This window comes from Micromonospora sp. AMSO12t, assembly GCF_008806585.1.
Taxonomy (GTDB): Bacteria; Actinomycetota; Actinomycetes; order Mycobacteriales; family Micromonosporaceae; genus Micromonospora; species Micromonospora reichwaldensis.
Map to the genome: position 1 here is coordinate 1 of NZ_WAAS01000095.1, position 22208 is coordinate 22208.

Consider the following 22208-nt stretch of genomic DNA (forward strand, 5'->3'; position numbering starts at 1 on the left):
ACCGGCCGCTTCAGGTGGTAGCGGTGCACCTCGGTGCTGCCCTGGACGTTGTTCACGTCCTCGGCGGCGGAGACCAGCTCCCAGCCCTCCCGGCCGGCCCGGTTGAGGTGCGCGATCGCCGTGTCGCCGTACGCGGTGATGTCCCGGCGCGACCCGTCCGGGCCGTACCAGGTGAAGCTGACGTGAAAGGCGCGGCCCTGCCCCTGATAACGGCGGACCAGCAACGCGTACTCCCAGGCGACCATGGCGTCCATTATGAGTGTCCACCCAGGACGGCGAAACACGGGCAGTCGCGCTTTGCCATGCGGTGAACGCGTTGTGTCATCCCACCTCGGCGTTCGCCGCCCGGCGGGCCGTCTCGTCGGCGACCAGCGCGGCCAGCCGGTCCAGCCCGAGGTCGATCTGCTCCGGGGTCACGGCGCTGACCGACAGCCGCAGCGCGTCGACCGGGGCGCCGTCGTCGTAGAAGTGCGCCATCGGCGTCCAGAGCAGGCCGTACTCGCGGGCGGAACGGTGCAGCAGCGCGTCGTCGACCCCGAACGGCACGGTGACCACGACGAAGAACCCGCCGGCCGGGACGTTCCACCGCACCGGCGAGGTGCCCGCCGGGAAGCGCCGGGCCAGGCCGTCGACCAGGTGGCGCAGGTTGCGTCCGTACGCGGCCCGCTCCCGGACGGTGGCCGCCACGAGGCTGCACCCGTGCTCCAGCAGCGCCCCGCCGACGACCGCCTGGGCGATCGGCGAGGTGTTCACCGTGACCATGCTCTTGATCTTGGCGAGCTGGTCGGCGAGCAGCCCCACCGTGCCGTCGGCGCCGGCGACGCGCTGGTCGGCGACCACGTAGCCCACACGCGCACCGGGCAGCACCGTCTTGGCGAACGAGCCCAGGTAGACCACCCGCCGCGCGGTGTCCAGCGCCTTGAGCGCCGGCGGCCGACCGGACTGCGTCGGCAGCCGACCGGACTCCGCGGCGGGGAAGAGACCGTACGGGTTGTCCTCCAGCAGCAGCAGGTCCTCCTCGGCGGCCAGGTCGAGCAGCCGCCGCCGGTCGGCCAGGCCGATGCTGGTCCCGGACGGGTTGGCGAAGTCCGGCATCACGTAGCAGGCGCGCGGGCGCAGCCCCGCCGCCCGGGCGAGGCGCACCTGCTCGCGCAGGTCGGCCAGGTCGATCCCGGCGGGGCCGCCCCGCACCGGCCGCACCGGCAGGTCCAGCAGCCGGGCGGCGCCGGTCAGCCCCACGTACGTCGGGGCGACGGCGAGCAGCACGTCGCGCGGGTCGGCCCGCAGCGCCCGCAGCACCAGGAACATCGCCTCCTGGCAGCCGACGGTCACCACGATCGCCTCCGGGTCGACCGTCAACTGCTCGTCGACGGCGAGGTTGCGGGCGACGAGGTGGTGCACGATGCCCTTGGTGCGGCCGTACTGCAACAGCGTCCGGTGCACCTGCGCGGGGCTCTGCCCCAGGTCGTCGGCCAGGTGCCGGCGGAACGTCTCCAGGTGCCGGTGCAGCGCCGCGACGTCGAAGAACTCCTCGTACGGCCGGCCGGCCGCGAGCGACACCGCGTCGGGGTAGTGCTGGGCCACCTCGTTGAGGAAGTTCATCGAGTTCAGCGCCGGGTCGTCGACCGCCGGGTGCAGGTCGGCCACGCGCAGGTCCACCGTCTCCGTCACCGGTCAGCCCTCCCTGATCACGCGCAGCTCGCGGGCCGCCTCCGGGTCGGCGCAGCCGGCCAGCGCGAGGGCGTCACGGAACTCGCCGGCCAGCAGCGCCAGCGCCGTACGCGCCCCGGCCTCGCCGCCAGCGGCGAGCGCCCACAGCATCGGCCGGCCGACCAGCACCCCCCGCGCGCCGAGGGCGAGCGCGCGCAGCACGTCGACGCCGTCGCGCACGCCGCTGTCCAGCAGCACCTCGCACCGGTCCGCCACCGCCGCCACCACCTCCGGCAGCACGGTCGCGGTGGCCGGCGCCCCGTCAAGCTGCCGGCCGCCGTGGTTGGAGACCACCACGGCGTCCGCGCCGGCGGCCACCGCCAGCTCCGCGTCGCGCGGGTCCAGCACGCCCTTCACCACCAGCGGCAGGGCCGTACGGCCGCGCAGCCACTCCAGGTCGGCCCAGGTCAGCGCGGGCGCGAAGACCTCGCCGGTGTGTGCGGCGATGGCGGAGACCCCCGGGGTGGCGGTGTGCGCGAGGTCGTCCCGGCCGGCCGGCAGGTTGGCCGCCACGACCTGCGGCGGGATGGCGAACGCGTTGCGCACGTCGCGTCGGCGCGGGCCGAGGATCGGCACGTCCACGGTGACCGTCAGCGCCGTGCAGCCCGCCGCGTGCGCCCGCTCCAGCAGGTCGGCGACCAGGCCCCGGTCACGCAGCCAGTAGAGCTGGAACCAGACCGTCGCGCCGGTCTCCGCGATCTGCTCGATCGGCACGCTGCTCAGGGTGCTGGCCACGTACGGCACGTCGGCCGCGCGGGCGGCGGCGGCCAGCGCCAGCTCCCCGTCGGGGTGCACGAGCCGCTGGTACGCCATGGGCGCCACGGCCACCGGCATGGCGTACGACGCGCCGAGCAGCCGCGCCCCGGTGCGGGGGGTGTGCACCCCGCGCAGCACCCGGGGCAGCACGGCCACCCGGTCCAACGCGCGGCGGTTCGCGGCGAGCGTCGTCTCGGCGCCGCTGCCACCGTCGACGTAGTCCCACACGTCGGGCGGCAGCACCGCCCGGGCCAGCCCCGCGAAGTCGGCCAGGCTGGCCGGCGACGGCTGCGCCACCGGCAGGTCCGACTTCGGCAGTACGCCCTCCACCATCACCGGTCTCCCTTCCCACCGGCGCCGCCCCCACTGGCGGTCGCCGCACTGCCGGCCGATACACCGCCCGGCTTGCCGAGCCGGCCGCGCAGGAACGCGGCGGCCTGGTCCTGGGCGCGGTGGCCGTCGTCGAATGCTGCGGGCATGGCGAGGAAACCGTGGACCATGCCGGCGTACCGGGTGAGGGTGGTGGGCACCCCGGCGTCGCGCAGCCGGTGCGCGTACCGCTCCCCCTCGGCGCGCAGCGGGTCGTGCTCGGCGGTGATCACCAGCGCCGGCGGCAGACCGGTCAGGTCCGCGGCGAGCAGCGGCGACGCCAGCGGGTGCCGCGCGTCGGCCGGGTCGGTGAGGTAGTGGCCCCGGTACCAGGCGACCGAGCGGCGGTTGAACAGCAGCGGGTCCTCGCCGTCGCCGTCGGGTACGGCGCTCTGGTCGGTGTTCGGGTACACCAGCAGTTGCGCGGCGAGGCGGGGCCCGCCGCGCTCCTTGGCCAGCAGGGTGACGGCGGCGGCGAGGTTGCCGCCGGCGCTGTCCCCGCCGACCGCCACGCGCTCCGGGTCGACGCCGAACTCCTCCGGGTGCGTGGCGAGCCACGCGGTGGCCGCGTGGCAGTCGTGCACGGCGGCGGGGAAGGGATGCTCCGGGGCCAGCCGGTAGCCGACGGTGACCACCTGGCAGGGCACCGCGTTGGCGAGGCGCCGGCAGATGCCGTCGGCGGTGTCGACGCTGCCCAGCGTCCAGCCGCCGCCGAAGAAGTAGACCAGGGTGGGCAGCGGCCCCTCCCCCGCCGGCCGGTGGATGCGCACCGGCAGGTCGCCGGCCGGGCCGGGCACGCGCGTGTCGCGTACCTCGTGCACCGGCTCGACCGCGCCGCCGCCCGCGCGGATCGCGGCGAGGTCGGCGGCGCGGGCCTCGGCCAGGGTCTGGGTGTACAGCGGCGGGGTGCCGGCCGCCGCGCGGGCGGCCCGGTACGCCGCCACCTGCGGATGGACGCTCACGCGGGCCCTCCTCGGGTATGGCGGCGCGGGCGGCGGGGGTCGCCCGCCGCCCGCGCCGGTGTCACAGGCCGAGCAGTCGCAGCGGTACGGCGTTCGCCAGCGCCTGGTTGCCGGCGTCGTTCGGGTGGATGTGGTCGCCCGAGTCGTACGCGGGCAGCAGCCGGCCCGGCTGCGCCGGATCGCGCAGCACCCGGTCGAAGTCGAGCAGCCCGTCGAACTCGTCGCTGCCGCGCAGCCACGCGTTCACCGCCTGCCGGGTGGCCTCCTTCTCCGGCGTCCACACCCCCGGGTTGCCGTGCCCCTCGTACGGGGTGAGCGTGGCGACGAGGCTGCGCAGGCCGCGCGCCTTCACCTGCTGGTTGACCTGCCGCAGCGAGGCGATGATCTGTTCGGCGGAGTCGCCCGACATCCAGACGTCGTTGATGCCCAGGTGGGTGATCACGGTCCGGGCGTCGGTCTGTGCGAAGACGTCCTCGTCGAGCCGGGCCAGGGCGTTGGGGCCGAGTTCGTGGTAGCCGGGGAAGCCGCCCGCCCCGGGCTCGGGGCCCTCGTGGTTGAGCCGGTTGCCGGCGAGGCTGAGGTTGAGCACCCCCGGGGTGCGTACGTCCGGGCGGGCGTCGACGAGCCGGTCGGCGAGCAGGTCGGGCCAGCGCTTGTTGGCGTTGACGGTGCTGCCGTTGCCGTCGGCGATGGAGTCGCCGAAGACCACCACCGAGCCAGGGCTGTGCCGGCGCTGCACGTCGATGCCCGACAGGAAGAACCAGCAGCAGTTCGGTCGGATCGTGAACCCGGCCCCGCCGGCGGCGGAGGTCAGGTCGCTGGCGCCGATGAAGTTGGTCTGCCGGGACTGACCGTGGAAGGTCACCGGCCCGGTGGGGGTCGGGAAGTGCACCGTCAGCACGAGGTCCTGCTGGTCGCCGACGGGCAGCGCGACGGGGTCGCTGACCAGCTCGGCGCCCCGGTTCATGGTGGCCGAGGTGGCGCCGCCGAAGGTCAGCGTCCGCAAGGTTGAGGGATCTATGTCGGACAGGTCGTCGGGGGTCGCGGTGTTCGGCTTCGCGACGGTGGCGCGGCCGACCCGGACGGCCTGCTCGCCGTGGGAGTTGCTGAGCCGGACCCGGAACCGCTCTCCGCCGACGGTGGTGTGCACGACCATCCGTACGCTCTGGTCGTTGAGGCCCGTGTTGGTCAGGCCGGTCGCGTTTCCCCTGGTGACCGCGGCGGCCCAGCTGCCCGCCCAGACCGTGCGCCGGTGGGACGCCCCGGTGTCCGCCGGACCGGCGCTGGCCACCATCGCCGGGGCGCCGGCGACGAGCAGGGTGGCCGCGGCCGTGATGACATGCCATCTCTTCGGAGTCGACATTGAACCTCCATCGTTGGCAGCCCAGGGCCGTCCGCTGACGGCACCGCCTGGACGATGGTCCAGAAACCTAGCCGTCCCGTTTCACGACCGTCAATCAACCTGATCGACGCGATCAAATGTCCTCCGGTCCGCCCGGAGCGCCGTTCAGGCTCTGTCCGGTGACAGTCGGTGGTACCTACGCTCACGGACGGCGGCGGTGCGCCCGCCCGGCCGCCGCGCCGTGCCGGGCCGCCCGGCACACGGCCACACTTCTGCGGCGAGGGGGCTGTCGGATGACCGACCGAGCGGAACGACGGGCCGGCTACGTGCACCGGGCGCTGGAGCTCTTCGCGGGCTTTGGCGACCGGGAGGCGCTGATCGGAAACGGACACCGGCTCAGCTACGCCGAGGTCGCCGCGCGGGTGCGCGAGCTGGCCGCGACGCTGCTCGGGCACGGCGTACGGCCGGGGCAGGCGGTGCTGCTCGCGCTCGGCAACCCGGTGGAGGGGCCGCTGGTGCAGCTCGCCCTGCACCTGCTGGGCTGCCGGACGATGTGGGTCGCCCCGGTGACGTCCCGCCGGGAGGTCGACGAGTTCGTCCGGCTGGCCCGTCCCGACGCGTTCGTCTTCGACGCCCGGGACCCGGCCGGGCAGGGCCCGGAGCTGGCCGCCGGGCTGTCCGGCGTACCCGTGCTCTGCCTCGGCCCGGGCGGCGCGGGCCCGGACCTCCTCGCCGCGGCGGCGCGCGCCGGGGCGGTCGAGCTGCCGGCCGACGTGCCGGCGCCGGAGTCGTTCCTGCAGACCAGCGGCACCACCGGCACCCCGAAGCTGGTGCACCACCGGGAGAGCTTCTACGCGCAGATCCTCGCCCTGGCCGCCGACTTCCGCGCCGCCGGGCACCCGCCGCTGCGACACCTGTCGCACTCGCCGATGTGGCTCGCCAGCGGCCAGATCACCACGCTGTTCAACCTCTTCACCGGCGGGGTGCTGTTCCCGCGCGACGGCTGGGACCCGGCGCGGTTCATCGGGACCGTCGACCGGGAGCGGATCAACTCGACCTTCGTCACGCCGCCGATGCTCTACGAGGTGCTCGACCACCCGGCCCTCGACGGCGCGGACTTCTCCGCCATGTCCATGTTCAACGTGGGCGCCGGGCCCGCCGCGCCCGCCCGGCTGCGCCAGGCGATCGCGCGCTTCGGCCCGGTGCTGCGGATCGTGTACGGCCTCAGCGAGGCCGTCGTCGTCACCGCCCTGCCGGGGCTGACCGACGACCCGGCGCACCCGCAGCGGCTGCGCTCCTGCGGGCGCCCCTACGGCGACGTGCGCGTCGAGATCCGCGCCGAGGACGGCACGGTGCTGCCGCCCGGTGAGAACGGCGAGGTGTGGGTGCACACCGGCCTGCGCTTCGCCGGCTACCACGGCCAGCCCGAACTGACCGCCGAGACGCTTGTCGACGGCTGGGTCCGCACCCGCGACGTCGGGCACCTCGACGCCGACGGCTACCTCTACCTCGTCGACCGGTTGCAGGACCGGATCCTCACCCGGCGGCGCAGCTGGCCGATCCACTGCCGCCCCATCGAGGACGTCCTGGCGGGACACCCCCAGGTGCGGGCGGCGGCGGTGATCGGCGTACCGGACGAGGCGGCCGGCGAGCTGCCGTACGCCTACGTGGTGCCGGCGCCCGGCGCGACGGTGACCGCCGGGGAGCTGATCGACCTGGTGACCGCCGAACTCAGCGACACCTGGGCGCCGGGCGGGGTGGCGTTCGTCGACCGGCTGCCGCTCAACCGCTCGGCCAAGGTGGACAAGCGCGCGCTGCGGACCCGGTACGCCGCGGACCATCCGTCGTCGGTCGAGCACCCGGAGGCGTCGATCGGCAGCCTGACGTGACCCCCCGGCGGGAACTGACCGTCCTGGTCGCCGCCGACCTGATCTCCAACCTGGGCAGCCGGATATCGGTGGTGGCCCTGCCCTGGCTGGTGCTGGAGACCACCGGCAGCCCGGCGAAGATGGGCGCGGTGGCCGCCGCCGAGACGCTGCCCTACCTGCTCTCCAGCGCCCTCGGCACGCCCTGGGCGGACCGGATCGGCCTGCGCCGCACCGCCATCCTGGCCGACGCCGGCAGCGCGGGGCTGATGGTGGCGGTGGCCCTCACCCCGTGGCTCGGCTTCGGCGCGCTGCTCGCGCTGGTCGCCCTGGTGGGCGCGCTGCGCGGCGTCGGCGACCGGGTCAAGCAGGCGATGTTCCGCCCGGTCGCCGAGGCCGCCGGGGTGCGGCTGATCCGGCTGACCTCCGTCTACGACGGGCTGGGCCGGCTGGTCACCCTGCTCGGCGCGGGGCTTGGCGGCCTGCTCGTCTGGTGGTTCGGGGTGACGCAGGCGCTGCTCATCGACGCCGCCAGCTTCGCCGCCTGCGCCCTGCTGGTCGGCCTGCTGGTCCGGCCGCCGGCCGCCGCGACGGGACCGGCGGCGCCGGAGGGCTACCTGCGCGCGCTCGCGGGCGGGTTCCGCCACCTGGGCCGCGACCGGATGCTGCTGACCATGCTGCTGGTGATCTCGGCGCTGAACATGGCGGTCAACGCGAGCATCGCGGTCTACATCCCGCTCTGGGTGGCCGACGTGCTGCGCGGCCCCGCCGGGCTGGGCCTGCTGCTCGGGGCGTTCTCGGCCGGCGCGCTGCTGGGCAACCTGCTGTTCACGGCGTACGCTCCCCGGCTGCCCCGGTACCTGACCTTCGTGGTCGGCGCGGCGCTCGGCGGCGCCCCGCGCCTGCTGGTCCTGGCGCTGAGCGAGGAGCTGGCGGTGGTGCTGGCGGTGACGTTCGCCTCCGGCATCGGCATCGCGGCGGTGAACCCGCTGCTCGGGGTGGCGATCTACGAGCGGGTGCCGGCCGCCTTGCAGACCCGGGTGATCGGGCTGGCCGGGTCGCTGGCGTTCGCGGGCCTGCCGCTGGGCGCGCTGCTGGGCGGCTGGTCGGCCACCGCGCTCGGCCTCGCCCCCGCCCTGCTGGTCATGGCGGCGTTCTCCCTCGTGGTCACCCTGCTGCCGCTGCTGCCCGGCCTGCGGCCACAGTCGACGGCGGCGCCGGCCGAGCGGGCGCCGGGTGTCGTGGGCCGGGCGTAGGGTCGGGCCACGGCCACCTGGGAGGACGTACGCCGGAACGCGTGGGTCTGCCGGAGACGGGCGAGCACCCGGCCTACCAGGGGGCGCCGGCGTGGAGGCGGTCACTCGGCCGGGGAGGCACCGCCGAGGCCCGCTCGGCCTGTCGCCACGTCCGGTGCCGGTGGCCCGCGCCGGCTACGCAAGCCAGGCAGATCGCGGCGGCTGCGACGAGCGTGAGGCGTTCGCCGAAGTGGACGATGGCGGAGCCGAGCGGGATCGCCAGCGCGACGGGGCCGAACATCGCGGTGTTGGCAGTGCCGGACACCCGGCCGAGCATCGCTGTCGGCGTGTGCGTCTGCACCGCGGTCACCGCGGCGACGAGGGCCCAGGGCAGGCCGATGCCGGCGACGACGGAGGCGGTAACCGTGCCGGGCCACCAGGGCAGGCAGCGCACCAGGCAACTCACGGCGAAGAGCGTCGTGCCGGCCACGCCCACGGTGACCGGGCTCGACCGCGCGAGGAGCCGGCCGACGACGAGGCCGCCGACGACGGACCCGGCCCCCTGCGCGCTGAGCAGCACGCCGAGGAACGTCGTCGGTAGGCCCAACCCGGTGGTGACGATCGCGTAGTTGGCAGCGGTGGTGAAGCCGGACATGGCGATCGACACGGCGGCGAGCACGACGGTGACACGCAGCGCCCGATGCGCGAAGAGGACGGCGAGTCCCGCGCGTACGCCGCGAGGCCGGTCGGCCGGCCGGACGGGTGGCAGCCGCTTCAGCCGTACGGCCGCGTACAGGACGGCGACCAGGACCGGCGCCGCCGCGCTGAGCAGGACGACGGCGTGGCCCCCGCGCCACGCGTAGAGGCCCGCGCCGACCAGGGGCGCCACGAGCTTCATGCCCTCCTGGGCGCTCGAACGCCAGCCGTTGACGTTTCCGAGTTCCGTGGGCGACAGCGCGGAGGGCAGCAGCGCCGACTCGCCCGCGTCGATCAGCACATAGCTGAGGCCGTAGGCGCAGGACACCAGGAAGATGAGCCACGTCTGGTCCGGCCCTCGTACCGCGAGGAGACTGAGCAGTACGGCGGACAACGCGAGGTTGACGGCCATGACCAGCGATCGCCTTGGCGCCCGGTCGAGCAGAGCTCCCAGCCAGGGGCCGCCGAGGACCGGGGCGTACACGCAGAGGCCGGCGAGGGCCGCGAGACTGACGGAGCCTGTGAGGTCCAGGATCCAGATCCCGGCGACCAGTGACATGGCGCTGCTGCCGAAGCCCGACAGCAGCGAGATCGCGATGAACAGCGTGGCGTTGCGGCGCACGGGTCCTCCAAGGTTGAGTCATATCGGCTCAAATCCTCAACCTTGAGTGAGATCCAGGCAATACTGCCGCGACTCGTCAATGTGTCGTTGACAGCAGGTCGTCCAGAGTCGACGCGGCGGCCCGCACCGGTGCCGGCAACCGTCCACCTTCCATGTCGGGCAGGTCGGCCAGGTCGGCCGCGAGGAGCGACGCCAGCGCGTACAGCGAGCCCGGATCGGCGTCCAGGGCCGCCTCGGCGGTCCTCCTCACGAGAGCCGCGCGCCGGAACCGCGCATCCCACCGCCGGTCCGCGTCGATCCAGCGCTGGAGGTCGAAGACCGCGCCCCGGATCGCCGCGATCCGGGCCGAGTATCCGAGATCCCGTTCCTGCCGCCGCGACCGCCGCGCGGCCACCAGGCGCTGCCGGCGCTGCTCCGCGGCCTGCCGACTGCCCAAGCCGAGCGCGGCGGCGATCTGAGCCCACGTCGCACCCAGGTGACGCGCGCGGTCGATCAGCTCCAGCTCCCGCTCGTCCAGCCGCGCGCGGTCGGCCGTGACGGTGGACAGCTCGCTCAGCTCGGGGGTCACATGTCAACGCTACATTGACACGCGGACCGCGCGTCGTCCGTGGCAGCCGGGCACCGGAAGCCGACCGACTGTAGCGTCGCATCAGTCCGCCCGGCCCTTCTCCGGCCCCCGGACGTCGGCTAACGTGCCGGCATGCCATCGACGTTGGCCGAGGCGACGGATCCGTGGTGCCTGCGCGACGGGGAGAGCGCGGCGCTGCTGCGCGACCACCCGTGGCGGCGCTTCGCGGTGCTGGGCGACAGCGTGGCCGAGGGGCTCTGCGAGCCCGTCGACGGCTATCCCGACGTGCAGTGGGCGGACCGGATCGCCGCCGAGCTGCGCGCCGTCCGGCCGGAGCTGGCGTACCTCAATCTGGGCCTGCGGGGGTTGCGGGCGCACGAGGTGCGCGCCGCCCAGCTCGCCCCGGCGCTGGCGTTCCGCCCCGACCTGGCGCTGGTGGTCTGCGGCGGCAACGACGCCTTCACGCGGGGGTACGACGCCGACGCGGTCGACGCCGAACTGACCGCCATGATCGAGGCGCTACAGGCCGCCGGGGCGGACGTGATCACCGTCGGGATGTTCGACGTCTCGCTCAGCCCCGCCGTGCCCGAGCGGCACCGCGCCGGCCTCGGCGAGCGGATGCGGCGGCTCTCGGCGCACACCGGGGCCCTCGCGGAACGGCACGGCACCCTGCACGTGCGGCTCACCGACCACCCGCTCACCGCCGACCCGACGATGTACAGCAGCGACGGCCGGCACGGCAGCGCCCGCAGCGACGCGGTCGCCGCCGCCGAGACCGTCCGCCGCCTCGGCGCCCACCTCGCGCCCTGACCCGGCGTCGACCAGCCGGTGACGCGGCTCAGCGGTGCTGGACCCACACGTTCGGCTCGATGTAGGTGCCCTGGTCGCGGTCGAGGTCCACGCGCAGCAGGTTGAGACCGTCGGGGATGACGTAGTCCCCGCTGTCGGGGAAGACCAGGCCGGTCCACTGCTGCCACTCGGCGACGGTGCCGGTCATCGTCTGCGACCGGGGCGCCATGGCGATCAGCCGGGCCCCGAGCCGCCAGTGGGTGCGCAGCCAGGGATCGAGCGGGGAGCCGTCCTCCCGGGTCCAGGTGGTGAACCGCTCGATCGGGGTCAGCGGGTAACGCGCCTTGAGGGTGGGCCGCACCGGGGCGATCACCCGCGACCAGCCGCGCTGCTCGGCCACCGACCGCAGCGCCGTGAGCAGGTCGCCGGCCAGGCCCTGGCCACGCAGGTCGGAACGCACCTGGGCGGCCATCACCACGAGGGTGTCGGGGGCCTCGTCGCGGTCGTGGCCGGTGACCGCGCGGCGCAGGGAGTCGGTGTAGCCCTCGGGCAGGTGCGCCGGGTCGCCGTCCCAGCGGAGCGGCACCGCCCACCCTGCGGCGACGAGGTCGCCGTCGCCGTCGAGCAGCACGAGTTCCAGGTCGGCGAACACCTCCCGCACCCGGCCGAGGTACCGGCCGACCTGCCGGTCGGCCGTGATGAACGCCGGCCAGCCGCCCGCGAACAGCCGGTCCATCTGGTCACCCGGGCGCGGCCGTGCCCGCAGCGGCTCCACGACGGTACGCATGGACGCCTTCCTACCAGGACGGTCTCCGGTCGCACCACGTCAATAAGTCGGCGCGGCGATCGGCAGCCCGACGCTGCCGGCATCGACGCGGAACCGTCGGCGGGCCATCAGATGTCGGTCTTCCGCGAGCCGACCTGGACGTGGTCGCGGTAGGTGAGGGCGATCAGGTCCGCTTCCAGGTGGTCGCGGTCGGCGTCGTCGAGGATGGCGCCCCACAGGGGTGCGCTGTTGCTGCCGTCGGCGGCGGCGATGACCATGCGGACGATCGTGGGTTCGAGGCCGTCGTCGAGGAGAGCCTCCCGCCACTGTTGCGCGTCCTGCTGTGCGAGCGCATCCAGGCCGGGTTCGAACATGAGATGCGCGGCGAGGGCGATGTGGTCACGTAGCCCGGTGAGGTCGCCGGCGTGGGCGAAGCTCACGCGGATGTACGCCCTCGTGAGCCTGCCCGGCATTCCTTCCTCCTCCTCGGCCGCGGCCTGTTCGACGTCGTGTCGGAACTGGCCCATCAGATGGTTGGCCAGACCGCTGAGGAGTTCTTCCTTGTTCGGGAAGTGGTAGAGCAGACCGCCCTTGGACACGCCGGCTGCCTCGGCGATGTCCGAGACGGGCACCGCGGTGCCATGCCTGCTGATGAGACGCGCGGCAGCGTCCAGGATGAGCCGTCTTGTCTCGGCTGCGCTGCGCCCAGCGGTCCGTGCCACGATGACGTCCTTCCTCCCCCGGTACGAACCCGGGGTGTCAGTGCTCCGCTGGCGCAGCGTCCCTGTCGTTCGGGATGAGCGTGAAGGCCACGATCGCGGCGATCACCATGACCGCGCTCGCGATCAGGGTAGTTGCCTGCATGGCGGACACGAACGCCTCCTGCGCGGCCTCCAGCGCCGCGCTGCCGGGGTCCAGGACCGTGTCGGCCGCCGCCAACGAGTCCTCGGCCCGGATCGCAACCCCGTCGGCGACACCTGCGGGGAGGGTGAGGTGGAAGCGGTAGAGCACGGTGATGACGGAGCCCAGGATGGCGATGCCGAGGGCGACGCCGAGCTCGTAGGCGGTCTCCGCGACCGACGCCGCCGCGCCGGCCTTGGCCGGGCGGACCGCGGACACCACGGCGTCGACGCTGAGGGTCTCGGCCACGCCGATCCCCAGGCCCAGCGGGACCACGGCGAGCAGCACCCAGCCCAGTTGCTCACTGCCTTCCAGCGCGGCCAGGATCGCCAGTCCGACAGCCCCGGTCAGCAGGGCGACGGCGATGGCTCGTCCCCGCCCGAGCCTGGTGAGAAGGAACCCGACGGCCGCGACCGCAGCCATCGCCGCTACCGCCGCGGGCAGTTGCGCCAGTCCCGCCCGCAGGGGACTGAGTTCGCGGGCGAGTTGGAGGTACTGGGAGAAGAAGAACAGGACGCCGCTGAGGGCGAACACGGAGATGAAGTTCACCAGCACCGCCCCGCTGAACGCCGGATTGCGGAACAGGTCCACCTCGATCATCGGCGAGTCGACCCGCCGCTGACGGCGCAGAAACAGCACCCCGCCGACCACGCTCGCCACGATCGCGACGGCGGCGGTGACGCCGAACGTGCCTCCGGTGAGCTTCTTGACCGTGTACACGAACGGGATGATCGTCAGCATCGACAACCCGCTGGAGATCAGGTCGAACCGGCCGGGGGCGGGGTTGCGGGACTCGGGCAGGAGCCACCCGCCGACGATCAGCACGAGCAGCATCACCGGGAGGTTGATCAGGAACACCGAGCCCCACCAGAAGTGCTCCAGCAGCGCCCCGCCCACCAGCGGGCCGAGCGCGATGCCACTCGCCGCCGCGGCCGACCAGATCGCGATCGCCCGCGTCCGCTCGATCTGATCGGTGAAGATGTTCCGGATCAACGACAGCGTCGAGGGCATGATCGTCGCACCCGCCACGCCCAACAGCAGACGAGCCGCGATCAACGCCTCCGCCGAGGGAGCGAACGCCGCCAGCGCCGAGGCGAGTCCGAAAGCGGCCGCACCGACGAGCAACAACCGCTTCCGCCCGATCCGGTCGGCCAGGTTCCCCATCGTCACCAGCAGACCGGCCAGGGCCAGGGAGTAGATGTCCCCGATCCACAGCACCTGCGTCGCCGTCGGCGACAACTCCGCGGTCAGCGACGGCACCGCCAGGTAGAGCACCGTGGCATCGATCGCCAGCAACGACACGGCGCCAACCAGTACGGCCAGCGACGCCCAGCGACGCGTGGGGCTCAACGCCGCACTCATCCGCATCTCCCTAGAACTAAACCGTCCCGCCGGTACAGTTTTACCAGGGAGGAGACCGGAACGACGAACCGTCCGGCTGGTGCAGACGTACCGGATCACCGCGTCGGTGCTGGTGAGACTCGCCGAGTCCGACGTGGCGCGGCTGGCCGCCGACCGGGCCGTGGCGGTGGCTCCGAGGTGGCGCGCGGCGGCCCGGCGCCGGCCGGCGTGGCGCACCTGGCCGCCCTGGTGGGCCTGACCCGGTGACCGCGCCGACCGGGACCGTCCGACGACGCCGTCCCCCGTTGCGTCGACGTCGTCGACGGGCCGTGCCGCTCGCGACGACGGATCACTCCCAGCGGAAGTAGCGGGCCGCGAACCCGCCAAGCACCACGGTGAACGCCGCCATCACGGCCAGGTGCAGCAGCGTGGGCCAGGAGCCCGCCCAGGCGTCCTGCACGGCCTGGGACGCGGCGCCCAGCGGGGTGAAGTCGGCGATCTTCCGCACCAGGTCGGGCATCAGCGGCCCCGGCGTCCACACCCCGGCGAAGAACATCATCGGGAAGTAGATCAGCTGGCCGACCCCCGACGAGGCCCGGGCGCTCGGCGTGACCGCCGCCACGAGCAGCGCGACGGCGCACATCGCGCTCGACCCGAGCGTGAACGCCAGCACGAAGCCGACCACGTTGCCGGGCGGGGAGACGTCGAAGACGGTCGCCGCCACCAGCCAGGCCAGGCCGCAGGCGACGAGCAGTGCGGCGACGTTCACGGCCACCTGCGCGACGAGCAACGCCATCGGCGAGACCGGGGTGGTCGACAGCCGGCGCAGGACGCCCCGCTCGCGGTAGCTGGCCACCACGGCCACCAGCGTCACCATCGTCACCGTCGCGATGGCCAACGTCATGGTGATCGGCAGGTAGATCTCCACGGGACGCCGGCCGCCCAGCTCCTCCGACGGGTCGCGGGTCCCCGGCATGGCCAGGCCGAGCACCAGGATCAGCAGGGCCGGGAACGCGATGGCGAAGAACGTACCGACCGGATCCCGGAGGAACAGCTTCGCCTCGACGCGGACGATCTTGGCAAGGGCGGTCATCAGAGGCTCCTGGCAGAGGTGAGGGAGAGGATCGCGTCCTCGAGGGTGGGCCGTTCGACGCCGGGCACCTGGGCACCCGCGATCAGGTTGCGGGGAGTGTCGACGGCGACGACCCGGCCGGCCACGACGACCGCCAACCGGTCACAGAGGCGCTCCGCCTCGTCCATGAAGTGGGTCACCAGCACGACCGTGACGCCACGGTCCCGGACCTGCCGGACCAGCTCCCACGTGTCCCGCCGCGCCTGCGGGTCCAGGCCCGTGGTCAGCTCGTCCAGGATCGCCACCGACGGGTTGCCGACCAGGGCGAGCGCGATCGACAGCCGCTGCTTCTGGCCGCCGGAGAGCTTCGCGAACACCGTGTTCCGTTTGGCGGCCAGGCCCAGCTCGTCCATCAGCTCCCGCCAGTCGGCCGGGTGCGGATAGAACGAGCTGTAGAGGTCGAGCGCCTCCCACACCTTGATCCGGTCCGGCAGCTGGCTCTCCTGGAGTTGGATGCCCAGCTTCCGCCGCACCGCCGCGCGGTCCCGGTACGGGTCCAGCCCCAGCACCCGTACCGTCCCCGAATCCGGGGTCCGGAGCCCCTCGACGCACTCCACGGTGGTGGTCTTACCGGCGCCGTTCGGGCCGACCAGCCCGAAGATCTCACCCTCCTCCACGCTCAACGACACGTCGGCGACGGCCACCTGGTCGCCGTACTGCTTGCGGAGGTTGCGCACCTCGATGACTGACATGCCGGCAACGCTAGGAATCTCCTCGGCCGCGGATAATGGGTCCAGCCGCCCGATGGGGGTGTACCCAGCCCCACCCCTGGTCGGTAGCCTGCCCCGATGCGGTGGCGGTCGGTGCGGCGAAGACTCGACCCGTGACCCGCTTCGTGCTCGCCGTACCGCGCTGCGTCGCCCTGGTCGTCCTGGTCGCGGCCGGGTTCGCCTACGGGTACCTCCTCGTGGTCGCCGCCACCCTGGTGATCCCCTACCCGCTCGTCCTCTCCGGCCAGTTCCGGCTGACCGCGCTGGCCCGCCGGCTCGCCCGCGCCTGGGCCGGAGCGGACCTCCCCGAGCCCGTACGGTCGCCACCACCCGCACCGCACCGGCGCGCGGACGGCTGGTACGTCCACGGGGACACGGTGTTCAGGTCGCCCCGGGTGCCGGCGTTCCTGCTCACGCTGGACCACCACGCGAAGGACCCGACGCTCGGCCGGGAATGGGCGTGGCTGATGCTCACCCCGGTCACCGGCGCGGTCCCGATCCTGGTGCCACCCGCGCTGATCGCGGCCGGCGGGTTCCTGCTCGCGTCGCCCCCCTGGCCGCCCGCGTGGTCGGTGCCGGTGGCCGCCGTGGCCGTCGTGGCCGCGTTCCTGCTCGCGCCGGGCGCGCTGCGGGCGTACGGGCTGTGGGCCGGCGTGCTGCTGGGGAACGGCGAGCCGCCGCGGACGGCGGTCGGACGCTGGGTCACCCGGGCGTCGGCCGCGACCTGGCGGACGGCCGGCCTGGCCGGGCTGTCCCTCGCCGCGTTCGGCGGCCTGCTGCTCAACCTGCTCACCGCCGCCGTGTCGTGGGGTGGGCTGCTGCCGTACACCCTGCCGGCCACGCGGTCGGTGGTGGAGCTCTACCGACGCCACGTCCGCCGGTGGACGGGCGCCGACCTGCCCGCGCCGTACCGGCCGTACCCGCCGCCGCCCAGCCCCGGCGAGGACGGCAACTACCGGGTCGGGCGGGTCCTCTACACCGATGTCGTGGCGGCCGTCCAGGGTCAGCGGCCGGGGTGGCTGCTCGGCGACCCGGCCACCTGGCGGGACCAGCTGTGGGCACTGGGCTCGCTCGTCCTGGCCCCGCTCTCGTTCGTTCCGGCGGTCCTGGTCGGCTTCGGGTTCTACGCCCTGTTCTGCCAGCCGCTGACCTGGGCGAGCTGGGCGGTGCCGATCGGCCTGTCCACCGGCTACTGGGTCACCCCGTTCTACCTGTGGTTCGGCTTCGAGCACGTCGGCCTCGTCGGGTCGTGGTTACCGGACTGGGCGAGCATGCCCCTCGGGCTGGCCATGGCGCTGCTCGGGCTCGGCCTGGCCGGGCCGCTGATGAGGCTGCGACTGGCGTGGGACCGGCTCCTGCTCACCCCCACGGCGGCCGCCGTGCTCGCCTCGCGGGTCGCGCACCTCGCCACCACCCGGGCCGACGCCGTCGACGTGCAGGCGGCCGAGCTGCGCCGCATCGAACGCGACCTGCACGACGGCGCCCAGGCTCGGCTCATCGCCGTCGGGCTCGGCCTGGCCGCCGTCGCGCGGCTCATGGAGACCGACCCGGCGCGGGCGCGGCTGGTGCTGGCGCAGGCGCAGGAGACGTCCGCCGCCGCGCTGGCAGAGCTGCGCGACCTGGTACGCGGCATCCATCCGCCGGTGCTGGCCGAACGCGGACTCGGCGACGCGATCCGGGCGATCGCGCTCGACACCCCGCTGCCGGTGGACGTGGACGTCGACCTGCCCGGCCGGCTCGACGCGCCGGTCGAGTCGGCGGCCTACTTCGTCACCTGCGAGGCCCTCACCAACGCGGCCCGCTGCGCGGCCCACATCTCCGTCTCGCTGTCGTACCGCGACGGGGTGCTCCAGGTGGTGGTGGCCGACGACGGTCCCGGCGGGGCCGACCCGGCCGCGGGGACCGGGCTGCGCGGCGTCCAACGGCGGCTCGCTACATTCGACGGAACCCTGACCCTGCACAGTCCGCCCGGCGGACCCACCGTCGTCACCATGGAGATCCCGTGCGCGTCGTCCTCGCCGAAGACCTCCACATCCTGAGAGACGGGCTGGTCCTGCTCCTCGAGAGCCACGGCTTCACCATCGCCGAGGCCGTCGGCGACGGGCCGTCCCTACGCACCGCCCTGGCCCGGCACCGGCCCGACGTGGCCATCGTCGACGTGCGGCTGCCGCCGACCTTCACCGACGAGGGCCTCCAGGCGGCGCTGGCCGCCCGGCGGGACGTCCCCGGCCTGCCGGTGCTGGTGCTGTCCCAGCACGTCGAGCAGCTCTACGCCCGGGAGTTGCTGGCCGACGGGGCCGGCGCGGTCGGCTACCTGCTCAAGGACCGCGTCCTGAACGCCGACCAGTTCATCGACGCCGTGCGCCGCGTCGCGGCGGGCGGCACCGCGATGGACCCCGAGGTGATCGCCAAGCTGCTGGCGGCCAGCGGCACCGCCTCGCCCCTGGCCCGCCTCACGCCGCGCGAGCGGGACGTCCTCGAACTCATGGCCCAGGGGCGTTCCAACGCCGCCATCTCGCAACGGCTGTTCCTCAGCGAGAGCGCCGTGGGCAAGCACACCGCGAGCATCTTCGGCAAGCTGCGCCTCCCCCCGTCGTCCGACGACAACCGCCGCGTCCTCGCCGTCCTCGCGTACCTCAACGACGCCTGACCTCCGCGCTCCCCGGCGTGGAGCCGCCACCGAGACAGTCGCGGCCAGCGCCACCGCACGCCCGCGCGGCCCGCGCCACCGCCGACGCTGGCGGCACGGCTCCGGCGGGCCGACCATGCGGAGGGCCCGGCATGACAGGCGTCGATAGGATGCTCTCCGTGACGACGCCGCTACCTCGCCCCGGCACGGCACGGACGGCAGCAGAGTTCGTCGCCCGGCTGCGCGGCGTCAAGGCCTGGTCCCGGCTCTCCTACCGGGCGCTGGAGCGGCGGGCGCGCAGGGCCGGGGACCAGCTGCCGGCGAGCACCGTCGCGACCTCGCTCAACCGGGTCTCGCTGCCGTCGGAGGAGGTGGTCGCCGCCCTGGTGCGGGCCTGCGGCGGCGATCCGGCGGCGGTACGGGAGTGGGTGGAAGCCCGCCGCGCGTTGACCCTGCCCGACCACTTCGTGTCGGCCGTGGGCACACCGGGACAGGATCCCGACCCGTCCGCCGAGCCGGGAGCCGCGTCCCCGGCGGCACCCGCCGGGGACGAGCCGGACAGGCACGCCGGCCTCCGCCCGGACGGGCCGGCCGCGCGGCAGGTGGCCCCCTGTCTCCTGCCACCGGACCTGCCGTTGTTCGTCGGTCGGGACAGCGAGCTGTCCGAGACGCGTCGGCTGCTGGACCTGGCCGCCTCCGGGCCGGTGACCATGCTGGTCAGCGGGCCGGCCGGCGTCGGCAAGACTGCCTTCGCGGTACGCCTCGGGCACCTGCTCGCCGCGCAGTTTCCGGACGGCCAGCTCTACATCGACCTGGGCGGGTTCGGCGACGAACCGCTGGAGCCGAGCACGGTCCTCGGCGCCTTCCTGCGCGCGCTCGGCGTGCGCGGAGGCACGGTGCCCTCGGACCTGATGAGCCGGATCCACCTCTACCGCACCCTGCTTGCACAGCGGCGGATGCTCATCATCCTGGACAACGCGGCGAGCACCCGGCAGGTCACCGACCTGCTGCCGAACGGCGGTCGGTGCGCCGCCATCGTCACCAGCCGCACCACGCTGGCGGACCTCGGCAGCCGCCGGCTGTCCCTGGGCACCCTCGACCAGGCCGCAGGGCTTGCGCTGCTGGGTGAGATGTTGGGTCGCGAGCGGGCCGCCGCGGAGCCCGCCGCGGCCCGGTTCATCGTGCAGACCTGCGGCGGTCTGCCCCTCGCGGTGTGGGTGGCCGGGGCGCGGCTGGCCGCCCGACCGCACTGGCCGCTGACCAGGGTCGCCCAGGCGCTCGCCGACGAGCAGCGCAGGCTCGACGAACTGGCCGTCGGTGACGTCGCCGTACGGGCCAGCCTCGAACTCACCTACCGGGGAATGACCCCGACGGCGCAGCGGGCCCTGCTGATGCTCAGCCTGTCGCCCGGGCCGGACTTCGCCGCGTGGACGCTGGCCGCACTGCTCGACACCACCCTCTCCGACGCGGAAGCCGTCCTCGACGACCTGGTGGAGGTGCACCTGGTCGAGATCGGGGCGGTCGGTGCCAGCGGATTCCGCTACCGCCTGCACGACCTCGTGCGCCTGCTCGGCCGGGAACTGCTGGAGCGGGAGGTGCCACGGCAGAGCCGGACGGAGGCGCTCACCCGGCTGCTCAGCGCGAGCCTGCACCTGACCGACCTGACCGCGGACGCCCTGAAGGCGGACTTCCAGGGCAGTCCACCGGCCCACCTGGTGTCCTGGCGGCTCCCGGCGGCGGACACCGACCAGTTCGTCGCCGATCCGGTGGCCTGGTTCGACGACGAGCGCCGCTTCCTCACCGCCCTGGTCGACCAGGCGCTCGACGACGCCGGGAGCGGACCGGCCGCCGGGCCAACCGCCGGACTCGCCGCCGGGCTGGCCGCCGGGCTGACCACGTTCTTCCAGGTCCGCAGCCACTTCGACGAGTGGGAACGGCTCCAGGGCCGGGCGCTCAAGGTCGCGCTGCACGCCGCGGACCAGCGCAGCGCCGCCGCGCTCCACCGCTGCCTCGGCGAGCTCACCACGGTCCTGGACCGGTACCCGGAGGCGCTGGGCCACTTCGAACAGGCCCTGCTGCTCGCCCACGGTGAGGACCCCGCCTTCCTGGCCAGCGCCACCGCCGGCCTGGCGTACGTGCACCGGCTGCTCGGCCAGTACGACCCGGCGGTGCGTCACTTCGAGGAGGCCGTCGAGCTGGCTCGGGCCACCGGCAACGTGAACTGCCTCGTCTACGCCACCAACGGCATCGGCGTCATCGACCTGGAACAGGGACGGGTCGACGCCGCCCGGCAACGGTTCGAGGAGTGTCTGGGGGTGAGCCGGGCCGCCGGCTACCGGCCCGGTGAGGCCCAGGCGTTGCGGTGCCTGGGGCAGAGCCACCGCGCCCTCGGCGCGTACCCGGTCGCCGCCGACTGCTTCCGACGGGCCGCCGCGATCAGCGAGGACCTCGGCGACCGGCTCTCCGCGACCCACGCCAACTGCTGGCTCGGCGACGTCCTCGTCCGCCAGGGCGAGCACGGCGAGGGACGTCGACTGCTGGCGCGGAGCCAGTGGACCTACCGCGAGTTCGGCAACCTGTGGGGCGAGGCGGCGGCGGCGTACGCGCTGGCGGAGGCGCAGCTCGCCGCCGGCCGCCCGGTGCAGGCCCGCCGGCGAGCGCAGGCCGCCGTGGACCTGTGGCGGCGGGTGGGCTCGCGGAGTTGGCTGGCCATCGGGCTCGACACCCTTGCCGAGGCGCACCGCCTGGCGGGGGACCCGGCCGCCTCGGCCCGGATCCGCGCCGAGGCGTCGGCCGTCCGGGCCGCCCGGACGTAGCCGGGCCGGCTCGGCCCGGACGGCTCAGACGTAGCCCGGCCGGCTCGGCCCGGACGGCTCAGACGTAGCCCGGCCGGCTCGGCCCAGGACGGCTCAGGCGAGCTGGTCCAGCGCCCGGGTGGTGTTGTGCGCGACGATGTCGAGCATGCCGGCCCGGTCGGGGAAGTCGCCGTCGAGCAGGCGCAGCGGGCCCGCCACCAACGAGAGGTAGGTCGCGAGCCGGTAGAGGCGCAGCCGGTCCTCGTCGAGACCGGGCACGGCCAGCGCCGGATAGTCGTCGCCGAAGCGCAGCTCGAGGAAGGCGTGCTCCCACTCGACGTCGAAAAACATGGTGCCCTCGATGTCGACGAGCACCGGGCGGTCCCGGTCGTCGACCAGCACGTGGTCCGGGCCCAGTTCGCCGTGGATCAGTCCATGGCGGGAGCGGGGCGCCACGGCGGCGTACCGCTCGGCCAGGGCGTCAGCGAGGCGGTCCCGCACGGCCGCGACCCGCTCGACCCGGGCGGCGGCCTCGGTCAGGTCGCGCAGCGCCCGGTCGAGGACGAGCCGCTCCACCGACCGCCCCGCCGTCGCAGTGTCGAACCCCGGGCGGCCGTACCGGTCGCGATGCCGGGCGTGCATGTTCCGGACGGCGTCGCCCAGCCGAGCCAGCACCGACCCGGCGCGGCGCGGGTCGCGCCGGCGCAGGTCGTGCAGGGTGCCGCCCCGGACGTGCTCCACCACGGCCACCTCGCCCGGCAGCAGAGTCGCGGTGGGGCGCAGCAGGAGCCGGGGCACCCGCACCCCGGCGGCGGTGAGCTCCCGGTGCGCCGCGGTGAACAGGCCGGCCCCGGTGGCGTGCCCGAACGGGTCGTCGGGTGCCGCTGCCGCCGCCGGCCAGTAGTCCTCCCCCGGGTGCCAGACGTAGGCGACGCCGGTGGACCCGTCGTCTAGGGTCAGCCGGTAGACGCCCTTCTTCGTGCCGCCGGTCAGCCGCCGCACCGAGACCAGCGCCCGCCCC

19 protein-coding genes and 1 pseudogene are annotated in these 22208 nt (G+C 74.3%); 7 read left to right on the plus strand and 13 right to left on the minus strand.

Features of this window, described 5'->3' with window-relative positions; translation table 11 throughout:
* The 5 genes from F6X68_RS16070 to F6X68_RS16090 all read right to left on the minus strand — a co-directional run.
* A partial coding sequence (locus F6X68_RS16070; RefSeq protein WP_151455041.1) for a hypothetical protein occupies positions 1–254 on the minus strand: 254 nt, incomplete at its 3' end.
* Between the two features lie 67 nt (positions 255–321).
* A complete protein-coding gene (locus F6X68_RS16075; protein WP_225852240.1) occupies positions 322–1671 on the minus strand; it encodes a PLP-dependent aminotransferase family protein in 1350 nt (449 codons plus the stop codon).
* 3 nt (positions 1672–1674) lie between these two features.
* A complete protein-coding gene (locus tag F6X68_RS16080; protein WP_151455042.1) occupies positions 1675–2799 on the minus strand; it encodes an alpha-hydroxy acid oxidase in 1125 nt (374 codons plus the stop codon).
* The gene (locus F6X68_RS16085) at positions 2799–3797 is read right to left on the minus strand and encodes an alpha/beta hydrolase (RefSeq protein WP_151455043.1); all 999 of its coding nucleotides are present in this window, start codon (positions 3795–3797) and stop codon (positions 2799–2801) included. The genes F6X68_RS16080 and F6X68_RS16085 overlap by 1 nt, the downstream gene beginning before the upstream one ends.
* A 61-nt stretch (positions 3798–3858) precedes the next feature.
* A complete protein-coding gene (locus tag F6X68_RS16090; protein ID WP_192581423.1) occupies positions 3859–5133 on the minus strand; it encodes an SGNH/GDSL hydrolase family protein in 1275 nt (424 codons plus the stop codon).
* Positions 5134–5432: 299 nt separating this feature from the next.
* On the opposite strand from F6X68_RS16090, the gene F6X68_RS16095 reads away from it, so the two are divergent.
* Positions 5433–7028 (plus strand): class I adenylate-forming enzyme family protein, encoded by a 1596-nt coding sequence (locus tag F6X68_RS16095; protein WP_151455045.1) that lies wholly within the window; start codon positions 5433–5435, stop codon positions 7026–7028.
* Positions 7025–8260, plus strand: a complete 1236-nt coding sequence (locus F6X68_RS16100) for an MFS transporter (protein ID WP_151455046.1) — start codon at positions 7025–7027, stop codon at positions 8258–8260. Before F6X68_RS16095 ends, F6X68_RS16100 begins: the two co-directional genes overlap by 4 nt.
* A 73-nt stretch (positions 8261–8333) precedes the next feature.
* Here the strand turns inward: F6X68_RS16100 and F6X68_RS16105 are convergent, their stop codons facing one another.
* Together F6X68_RS16105 and F6X68_RS16110 are read right to left on the minus strand one after the other, a co-directional pair.
* Positions 8334–9557, minus strand: coding sequence for an MFS transporter (locus tag F6X68_RS16105; RefSeq protein WP_151455047.1), 1224 nt, complete (start codon positions 9555–9557; stop codon positions 8334–8336).
* Positions 9558–9633: 76 nt separating this feature from the next.
* A complete protein-coding gene (locus F6X68_RS16110) occupies positions 9634–10125 on the minus strand; it encodes a hypothetical protein (protein WP_151455048.1) in 492 nt (163 codons plus the stop codon).
* 132 nt (positions 10126–10257) lie between these two features.
* Here F6X68_RS16110 and F6X68_RS16115 point away from each other — a divergent pair, with 132 nt between their 5' ends.
* Positions 10258–10935 carry an SGNH/GDSL hydrolase family protein gene (locus F6X68_RS16115; protein WP_151455049.1) on the plus strand — a complete coding sequence of 226 codons (678 nt, stop codon included), beginning with the start codon at positions 10258–10260 and terminating at the stop codon, positions 10933–10935.
* A gap of 28 nt (positions 10936–10963) precedes the next feature.
* On the opposite strand, the gene F6X68_RS16120 is transcribed toward F6X68_RS16115, so the two are convergent.
* The 3 genes from F6X68_RS16120 to F6X68_RS16130 all read right to left on the minus strand — a co-directional run bounded on the left by F6X68_RS16120 (position 10964) and on the right by F6X68_RS16130 (position 13942).
* Positions 10964–11701, minus strand: a complete 738-nt coding sequence (locus F6X68_RS16120) for a hypothetical protein (RefSeq protein ID WP_151455050.1) — start codon at positions 11699–11701, stop codon at positions 10964–10966.
* 107 nt (positions 11702–11808) lie between these two features.
* Positions 11809–12402, minus strand: coding sequence for a TetR family transcriptional regulator (locus tag F6X68_RS16125; protein WP_151455051.1), 594 nt, complete (start codon positions 12400–12402; stop codon positions 11809–11811).
* Positions 12403–12439: 37 nt separating this feature from the next.
* A complete protein-coding gene (locus F6X68_RS16130) occupies positions 12440–13942 on the minus strand; it encodes an MFS transporter (RefSeq protein WP_225852241.1) in 1503 nt (500 codons plus the stop codon).
* Positions 13943–14021: 79 nt separating this feature from the next.
* Between F6X68_RS16130 and F6X68_RS33550 the strand changes: the two genes are divergently transcribed.
* The gene (locus tag F6X68_RS33550) at positions 14022–14180 is read left to right on the plus strand and encodes a hypothetical protein (RefSeq protein WP_192581422.1); all 159 of its coding nucleotides are present in this window, start codon (positions 14022–14024) and stop codon (positions 14178–14180) included.
* 90 nt (positions 14181–14270) lie between these two features.
* On the opposite strand, the gene F6X68_RS16135 is transcribed toward F6X68_RS33550, so the two are convergent.
* Both F6X68_RS16135 and F6X68_RS16140 read right to left on the minus strand, forming a co-directional pair.
* A complete protein-coding gene (locus F6X68_RS16135; RefSeq protein ID WP_151455052.1) occupies positions 14271–15014 on the minus strand; it encodes an ABC transporter permease in 744 nt (247 codons plus the stop codon).
* 29 nt (positions 15015–15043) lie between these two features.
* Positions 15044–15745 (minus strand): annotated as a pseudogene (locus F6X68_RS16140) (ABC transporter ATP-binding protein); the annotation flags it as partial.
* A gap of 131 nt (positions 15746–15876) precedes the next feature.
* On the opposite strand from F6X68_RS16140, the gene F6X68_RS16145 reads away from it, so the two are divergent.
* The 3 genes from F6X68_RS16145 (at position 15877) to F6X68_RS16155 (ending at position 21208) form a co-directional block, all read left to right on the plus strand.
* Positions 15877–17802 carry a sensor histidine kinase gene (locus F6X68_RS16145; protein ID WP_151455054.1) on the plus strand — a complete coding sequence of 642 codons (1926 nt, stop codon included), beginning with the start codon at positions 15877–15879 and terminating at the stop codon, positions 17800–17802.
* Positions 17766–18413, plus strand: a complete 648-nt coding sequence (locus F6X68_RS16150) for a response regulator transcription factor (protein ID WP_151455055.1) — start codon at positions 17766–17768, stop codon at positions 18411–18413. The genes F6X68_RS16145 and F6X68_RS16150 overlap by 37 nt, the downstream gene beginning before the upstream one ends.
* Positions 18414–18571: 158 nt before the next feature.
* On the plus strand, positions 18572–21208 hold the full coding sequence (locus tag F6X68_RS16155) for a tetratricopeptide repeat protein (protein WP_225852242.1): 2637 nt from the start codon (positions 18572–18574) through the stop codon (positions 21206–21208).
* Between the two features lie 93 nt (positions 21209–21301).
* Here F6X68_RS16155 and F6X68_RS16160 read toward each other — a convergent pair.
* A partial coding sequence (locus F6X68_RS16160; RefSeq protein ID WP_151455057.1) for a phosphotransferase occupies positions 21302–22208 on the minus strand: 907 nt, incomplete at its 5' end.

Excerpts from the sequence above, each read along its gene's own strand:
- F6X68_RS16080 (WP_151455042.1), bottom strand. The coding sequence starts at position 2,799 with ATGGTGGAGGGCGTACTGCCGAAGTCGGACCTGCCGGTGGCGCAGCCG.
- F6X68_RS16130 (WP_225852241.1), bottom strand. The coding sequence starts at position 13,942 with ATGAGTGCGGCGTTGAGCCCCACGCGTCGCTGGGCGTCGCTGGCCGTA.
- F6X68_RS16135 (WP_151455052.1), bottom strand. The coding sequence starts at position 15,014 with ATGACCGCCCTTGCCAAGATCGTCCGCGTCGAGGCGAAGCTGTTCCTC.
- F6X68_RS16095 (WP_151455045.1), top strand. The coding sequence starts at position 5,433 with ATGACCGACCGAGCGGAACGACGGGCCGGCTACGTGCACCGGGCGCTG.
- F6X68_RS16115 (WP_151455049.1), top strand. The coding sequence starts at position 10,258 with ATGCCATCGACGTTGGCCGAGGCGACGGATCCGTGGTGCCTGCGCGAC.
- F6X68_RS16120 (WP_151455050.1), bottom strand. The coding sequence starts at position 11,701 with ATGCGTACCGTCGTGGAGCCGCTGCGGGCACGGCCGCGCCCGGGTGAC.